We start from the raw sequence: 6,712 nt of genomic DNA on the forward strand, positions 1-6,712 counted from the left end.
ACTGGCCTCCTACTGCGCCAGGATCTCGTCCTCGGTCCCGAGATACCTGGCCTGACCGGACCAGCCCTCCTCGGCTCGGCTCGTGCCGTCGGGTCGCTCCTCGTCGCGGGGCCCGATCCGGTGGGCTCTCCGGCGGCCCGGCGGGAATCCGTGCCGGCGGAGAGGGCGGGGTCCGGCGCGCAGGCGGCCGTCGCGGACGGGGTGGCACTGCTTCCCCTGGCCGGTCCGGGCTATCTCATCTCCGCGCTCGCCGAGGATGCGGTCACTCTCCGCCATCGCCTGGAACGAGGGCCGGCTCCTGCCACGGTCTGACCCGGGCAGGCGGTCAGACGCGGACGGCGGTGCCGTAGAGCCGATAGAACAGCGCGACCGCCTGTTCCGCGCGGGCCCGGCGGTTACTGTCGGTCCAGGCCGGAGGCCGACCCAGCAGGGCGGCGATCTGACTGTCGCGGATGGTGAGGCCGAAGAGCACCTCGAACGCTTCGGCGGCATCATCGAACGCGAGCTCACCACGGGCGACGCCTCGCCTCAGCAGGGCTTCGAAGAGGGGACCAGTGGTACGCCGACCCCAGGCGACGAGAGCCTCCGCGGGATCCGGGTCAGCGGGCAGCGCGGCGATGGCGACCCGGTTGATGGTGACCGAACGGGCGCTGGTGAGCAGCGCAAGCAGCTCGGTCAGCGCCGCGGCGAGCACCGGTCGCACCGGTCCGCCGCCGGCGTTGGCCAAGGCTTGTCGAAGAGCGGCGTTCGTAGCTTCCGCCTCCTGGGAGACGAGTGCCGCGAGCAGGCCACGCCGATCGCCGAAGTGGGCGTACAGCGTCTCCTGCGATGCCTTCGCCCGGGCCGACACCGCGCGGGTCGACAGCTTGTCGTAACCCTGCTCGGCGAGAAGAGCCAGTGTCGCGTCGAGGATCGCCGCGCGCCGGGCATCGCCGCGCGTCGCCGGCCGTGATTCGGCCGTGCCACCCGCGGTGCCGCCGGCCGCGTCGCCAGCCGTGCCACCGGCCCCGGTGACCGCCAGCCGGTCCTGTTCGGCCGTCCCGGCCGGGATGGATGACTCGCTCACGCGACGGACCCTACCCTTGACAACTTCGAACCGAACGGTACGGTTCGTAGATAACCATCATGGCGGCCTCACGCACCCTCGCCCCCGTCCTACTCGTCGACCGTCTCCGAACCTCCCCATGGTTCATCTCCTCCATGCATCGGGACCACCAGTTAGGTCCGGGGCTGATCGGTCGATCCGCCCCGGGCCGGCGGCGAGGCCGATGACGATGCCGTGGAGGGGCGCGGCGTGGGCGTAGGGGTGGGCGTGGGCGTGGGGGAAGCCGGCGCCACGGCCGGCGCGGGGACCGCCGAGGATGTCGCCATCACCAGGGGTGTTGCGGGCACCGTGGACGAGGCGGATGACAAAGCCGATGAGCCGGCGGAGGCGACGGTGGCAACGCCGTCCGGGTACGGTGGCACGGCTACCGGTGCCGGCATGCCCGGGGAGCCGGCCGGCCCGGCCACCGAGCCCTCACGCCGCTCACCCGGGCCATTCGGATACTCGCGGGCGGCGGCAGCCGGGGCACCGTGATCCTGGTAGGTACGCCCCTTCCAGGCCGCTCCCCGCCCGGCCCGCTTGAGCCGCGCCGAGTCCACCGTCATCGCGAGGTACAGCACGGCCACTCCGGGGAGCAGCAGGGCCAGCGGCAGCGGCTGACGATAGTAGCGGGTCATCGGCAGATAGGTGACAGTCATGATCAACCAGGTGATCCCGCCGACGAGAGCCGTGGCGACGTCGCCGGTCACGATGCCTACGATGGTCGCGACCACCGGGATGACGAAGACCAGGCTCAGTCCCAACACGGTCCCGACCAACAGCGACGGGGAGTGCCGCAACTGCGCATAGGCGCTGCGGGACACCATCTTCCACAGATCCGCGAGCCGCGGATACGGGCGCTGGCTGTGGACCTGCTCTGCGAGTCCGAGCCACGTCCGCCCACCCGAGCGATTGATGATCCGCGCGATCGCCACGTCGTCGATGACGGCGCCGCGCACCTCCGCCAGTCCACCGGCCGCCGCAAGGGCCTCCCGGCGGATCAGGGAACATCCGCCGGCCGCAGCGGCCACCCGCGAACCCGGCCGGTTCGACCACCGGAACGGGTACAGCATCGCGAAGAAGTGCACGAAGGCCGGGACGATCAGACGCTCCCAGCCGGTCTGCACCCGCAGCACGGCCATCTGCGACACCATGTCCAGCTTCTGGGAGGTCGCCGACGCGACAAGCGCAGTCAGCGATCCCGGGCGATGGGAGATGTCCGCGTCGGTGAGGAGCAGGAAGTCGACGTCGCCAGCGCACTCGATGCCCCGCCGCAGCGCCCACAGCTTCCCGGTCCAACCGGCGGGGGGTTCGGTGGATGTGGTCATGGCCGGCGTCACGTTGGTCTCGCCGCGCGCAGCGGCCTGTTCTGCCAGGTCCCGGGCAACCTCCGTGGTCCCGTCGGTGGAACCGTCGTCCACCAGGATCAGCCGGGCACGACCGGGGTAGTCCTGGGCAAGCAGCGTCGGAAACGTCACGGGAAGCACGTCGGCCTCGTCCCGAGCCGGCACGACGATCGCCACACTGGGCCAAGCGGCCGGCGCCTGCCGGGATGGCAGGCGCTGATCGGTCCGCCAGAAGAACCCATGGCCGACGGTCAGGTAGAGCCAAGCGAGCAGAGAGGCAACGGCGACCCACAGCAGCACTGTCACAGAAAGTGATACTGCCACGGGCCCCTCAAGGGCGTGCGGGCGTCCCGGGTAATGCGGGGTCACAAGGCTTCCGTCCCGGTCTGGCCGAGCCGGTACGGAGATCTCCCCCCCGAAACGCTCCTGCCGCCACCCTGAAATCCCGGGCCTCCGGCCGGCGGTGGGGTAGCCGACATGAGCATCGACGATGGTGCCCACCACGCCCCGCGGAAACGATGATCACCTCCCGTCACCTCACGATCGGCGGCGGTGATCGGAGATACCCGACGGCAACAAGTTGAAAACGAAAAGTGATCGGCGGTGCGCGACGAACGGCTGGCGAGGGCGCGCCCAGAGGGCGAGACGACAGCCACGGATCGGTGTCCGTTGGCGGTTGCGGGTTCATCGGAGCAGGTTCGTCACGACCAGGCCCGCTCGTGCCGGGACGGTAGTGGGTACAACGGCCTCGGCTACACCATAATCAAGGGGTGACACGAAGCCGTCGTACCGCGCAGACGGCTGACACCCGTCAGGCCTTGATCTCCGCCGCCCGCCGTCGGTTCGCCGAACAGGGGTTCGCCTCCACTGGCACCGAGGAGATCGTCGCCGACGCGCAGGTCACCCGTGGCGCGCTCTACCACCACTTCCGCGACAAGGCCGCGCTGTTTCGCACCGTGATGGAACAGGTCGCGACGGAGGTGGCCGAACAGCTCGTCGCTGGTGAACTTGCCCGGGACGCGGAGCTTCCCAGCGACGCCTGGACGCAGCTCCGGTCCGGGTTCCAGTCCCTGCTCGACATCTCCACCGCGGACAGCGACTTCCAGCGCATCGTCCTCGTCGACGGTCCGGCCGTGCTGGGCAACGACGCCTGGGATGCGCTCGTCGAGAAGCACGGCTACCGGCTGCTCTCGGAGTGGCTGGAGCGCGCGATGGCCGAGGACCGCATCGACCCGCTGCCGGTGGTCCCGCTGACCAGGCTGGTCGCCGCCCTGCTGTCGGAGGCGAGCATCTACACCGCCGGCGCCGCGGACCCGGACACCGCCCGCCTCGAGGTCGGCACCGTGCTCGACCGGCTGCTGCGCGGACTCGGCCGCGGTGGCGATCTCGCCGAGCAGCCGCCGGTCAGTGCCGACGGCGGCGCCGGCTCCCGCGGGACTGCCGGCTAAAGCCGGCTGGCATCGTCGACGCCAGCGAAACCCTGCTCCCGCCGGTGCGGGCCGGGGCGGCACAGACGGCGACCGCCCCGACCGGGGTCACCCGGCCGGGGCGGTCGCCGTCTGTGCCGGACGACGTCATCTGACGGTGACGGTGGCGCCGTGAGCCGGCTCAGACCACGATGGGCCAGCTCAGACGCTGCGGGCCGCCCGGATGGACTCCTTGAGGGAACCCATGGTGGCCAGCACCGCGGAGGTCTCATAGCCGCAGTGCGCCATGCAGTTCGCGCACCGCGGGTCCTTGCCACGACCGTAGGCGTCCCAGTCGGTGGTCTCGACGAGCTCCTTGTAGGACGAGACGTACCCGTCGCTCATCAGGTAGCAGGGCTTCTGCCAGCCGAAGAGCGAGTAGCTCGGGATGCCCCACGCGGTGCAGCTGAGCTCCCTCTTACCCTCCAGGAAGTCCAGGAAGACCGGCGAGTGGTTGAGCCGGAACTTCTTGCGCCGGCCGTCCGCGAAGACCTTCGAGAACATCTCGCGGGTCTCCTGGACCCCCAGGAAGTGCTCCTGGTCGGGCGCCTTCTCGTAGGCATAGCCGGGTGAGAGCTGGATCTGGTCGACCTTGAGGTCGTCGTTGAGGAACGTCAGGATGTCGATGACGTCCTGCGGGCTGTCGTTGTTGAAGAACGTCGAGTTGGACCCGACCCGGAAGCCCGCGGCCTTCGCCGCGTGGAAGGCGCGGACGCACTCGTCGAACGTGCCCTCCTTCTCCACCACCGCGTCGTGCCGCTCACGCAGACCGTCGATGTGCAGGACGAAGGTGAAGTACGGCGACGGGGTGAAGTTCTTGAGCTTCTTCTGGAGCAGCAGCCCGTTCGTGCAGAGGATCACGAACTTCTTGCGCTTGACCAGCTGGTTCACGATCTCGTGGATCTGCGGGTGCATCAGCGGCTCGCCGCCCGCGATCGCGACCACCGGAGCGCCGCATTCCTCCACCGCAGCCAAGGCGTCGTCGACGCTCATCCGCTGCTTGAGGACGGACGCCGGGTGCTGGATCTTGCCACATCCAGTGCAGGACAGGTTGCAGGCAAACAGCGGCTCCAGCTCCAGTACGAGCGGGAAGTGCTTGCGACGAAGCAGCTTCTGCTTCGCCAGGTAGGTCCCAATCCGGAGCTGGTACCGCCACTCGACCGCCACGGCTGGCCCCCTCTCGTTAGGTCACCAGTGGATGAGCGATGATCTCTGCATTGACCATACAGCGTGTACGTACAGACTGCATGTGGATCGTCCGATGAACTGCCCCACAAGGGTGTCCGTTAGCCGACCCCGCCGAGTTGCGGACACCGGGAAGACAAGGCCGGGACAGCACGGACGCGAGTTCGGGACAGTCCATGGACGATGTCGGGCCAGCCGCCCGACGACGCGCCCGTGCTCGCATCCGGCCCGGCCGAGCGTCGGGCCGGGCCGCCGGTCAGGCCGGGGAATCGGGTCTCCGGTCAGGCCGCGGAATCAGGCCATGGGATCAGGCCGCCCCACCCATGATCAGACAGGTGCTGCTGGCGGTGGCCACGACCTTGCCCTGGTCATCCCGGACGTCCCCCTCGGCGAAAGCCACCCGCCGTCCCGGCCTGGTCACCCAGCCGTGCGCGGTAAGTCGGCTCGGCCGGCCGTCGACAATGCGCACCGGCCGCAGGTAATTAACCTTGATCTCGATGGAGGTATACGCCACCGCGACCGCCAGCGTGGAGTGCACCGCGCAGGCGGTCGCGGTGTCCAGGATCGTGCAGACCAGGCCACCGTGGACGAGGCCGATCGGGTTGTAGGCCGACTCGTCCGGCAGACAGGTGAAGACAACGTCTCCCGGCGTGACCTCGATTGGCCGGAAGTCGAACAGACGGGAGATCGGGGGCGGCGGAATGCGCCCGTCACGCATCGCGGACAGGAACTCCAGCCCGCTCAGCGACGCCGCCGCCGCGGCGACAGGCAGCGGGTCGTGCCAGGTGATCGTCTTGCTCCGCGGCTCGCCCCAGGCAGCCGGGTCGTGCGAGCGGTCTGAGGCGGATTCGGGTCGCGCGGATTCGGGCTCAGTCGTGGTCATGCCCGCAGCCTAGACCGGCTGCATTCAGGATACGCACCCAGTATCGGTAGGATGTACCGATGCAGGAATCGTCCGACGGCCCGCGGGCCTGTCCGATCGCGCGGACGCTGGAGGTCGTGGGTGAGCGCTGGTCCCTGCTGGTCATCCGGGAGATCACACTGGGGGTCCACCGCTTCGAGGGCATCCGGGCCGGCACCGGGGCGCCCCGAGCCGTACTGGCCGAGCGGCTGCGGGCGCTGGAGCGCGCGGGGGTGCTGGAGCGTCAGCCATACCAGGAGGCGGGCGCCCGGTCCCGGCACGAGTACCGGCTGACGTCCTCCGGCCGGGATCTGGCACCGGTCCTGCTGGCCCTGCGCCGGTGGGGCGAGCGGCACGCCGCACCGGCCCGGCCGCCTGAGGCCGATCGCGGCGCCGCATCCCGCTGAACCCAGCCCCACCGCGCCGCCCGGGCGACGCCACCGGCTTCGCCCTCCGGGCCGCGCCTCGGGACCGCCCGGGGGCCGGGCGCACTATGGCCCTGGAACGGGCGCCGGGGCCGGTTGGCGCAGTTCCTTGGGCAGGTGGAAGGCCAGCGTCTCGGTACCGACGGAACGCACCGAGACGTCCGTCGCGCCGAGACCCGACAACGCGGTCAGGAGCTCGTCGACGAGGGACGGCGGGGCCGAGGCGCCGGCCGAGATGCCGATCGTGCCCACGCCGGCGAGCCAGGACAGATGCACGTCCCCGACGTCCCCGACCAGATGCGCCT

Annotated in this window: 6 protein-coding genes and 2 pseudogenes; 3 read left to right on the plus strand and 5 right to left on the minus strand. The window is 70.2% G+C overall.

The features are described 5' to 3' along the window. Nucleotides 1–312: pseudogene (locus AC08OU_RS20975) on the plus strand (urease accessory protein UreD); the annotation flags it as partial. 13 nt (nucleotides 313–325) lie between these two features. On the opposite strand, the gene AC08OU_RS20980 reads toward AC08OU_RS20975, so the two are convergent. Then, nucleotides 326–1,066, minus strand: coding sequence for a TetR/AcrR family transcriptional regulator (locus AC08OU_RS20980; RefSeq protein ID WP_476598752.1), 741 nt, complete (start codon nucleotides 1,064–1,066; stop codon nucleotides 326–328). A 152-nt stretch (nucleotides 1,067–1,218) separates the two neighbouring features. After that, nucleotides 1,219–2,736, minus strand: a complete 1,518-nt coding sequence (locus AC08OU_RS20985) for a glycosyltransferase (protein WP_476598751.1) — start codon at nucleotides 2,734–2,736, stop codon at nucleotides 1,219–1,221. Between the two features lie 464 nt (nucleotides 2,737–3,200). On the opposite strand from AC08OU_RS20985, the gene AC08OU_RS20990 reads away from it, so the two are divergent. Beyond that, complete coding sequence (locus tag AC08OU_RS20990) at nucleotides 3,201–3,878, plus strand: TetR/AcrR family transcriptional regulator (RefSeq protein ID WP_476594224.1); 678 nt, start codon at nucleotides 3,201–3,203, stop codon at nucleotides 3,876–3,878. 180 nt (nucleotides 3,879–4,058) lie between these two features. On the opposite strand, the gene hpnH is transcribed toward AC08OU_RS20990, so the two are convergent. Together hpnH and AC08OU_RS21000 are read right to left on the minus strand one after the other, a co-directional pair. After that, complete coding sequence (hpnH, locus tag AC08OU_RS20995; protein ID WP_011435280.1) at nucleotides 4,059–5,063, minus strand: adenosyl-hopene transferase HpnH; 1,005 nt, start codon at nucleotides 5,061–5,063, stop codon at nucleotides 4,059–4,061. 325 nt (nucleotides 5,064–5,388) lie between these two features. Next, nucleotides 5,389–5,964, minus strand: a complete 576-nt coding sequence (locus AC08OU_RS21000; protein ID WP_476598750.1) for a PaaI family thioesterase — start codon at nucleotides 5,962–5,964, stop codon at nucleotides 5,389–5,391. A 59-nt stretch (nucleotides 5,965–6,023) separates the two neighbouring features. On the opposite strand from AC08OU_RS21000, the gene AC08OU_RS21005 reads away from it, so the two are divergent. Then, nucleotides 6,024–6,389, plus strand: coding sequence for a winged helix-turn-helix transcriptional regulator (locus tag AC08OU_RS21005; protein WP_462187390.1), 366 nt, complete (start codon nucleotides 6,024–6,026; stop codon nucleotides 6,387–6,389). 84 nt (nucleotides 6,390–6,473) lie between these two features. On the opposite strand, the pseudogene AC08OU_RS21010 reads toward AC08OU_RS21005, so the two are convergent. Then, nucleotides 6,474–6,712: pseudogene (locus tag AC08OU_RS21010) on the minus strand (4-hydroxy-3-methylbut-2-enyl diphosphate reductase); the annotation flags it as partial.

It is taken from the genome of Frankia sp. CcMO1, assembly GCF_977945845.1.

Coding starts and splice junctions, on each gene's coding strand:
- AC08OU_RS21000 (WP_476598750.1), bottom strand. CDS start 5,964: ATGACCACGACTGAGCCCGAATCCGCGCGACCCGAATCCGCCTCAGAC.
- AC08OU_RS21005 (WP_462187390.1), top strand. CDS start 6,024: ATGCAGGAATCGTCCGACGGCCCGCGGGCCTGTCCGATCGCGCGGACG.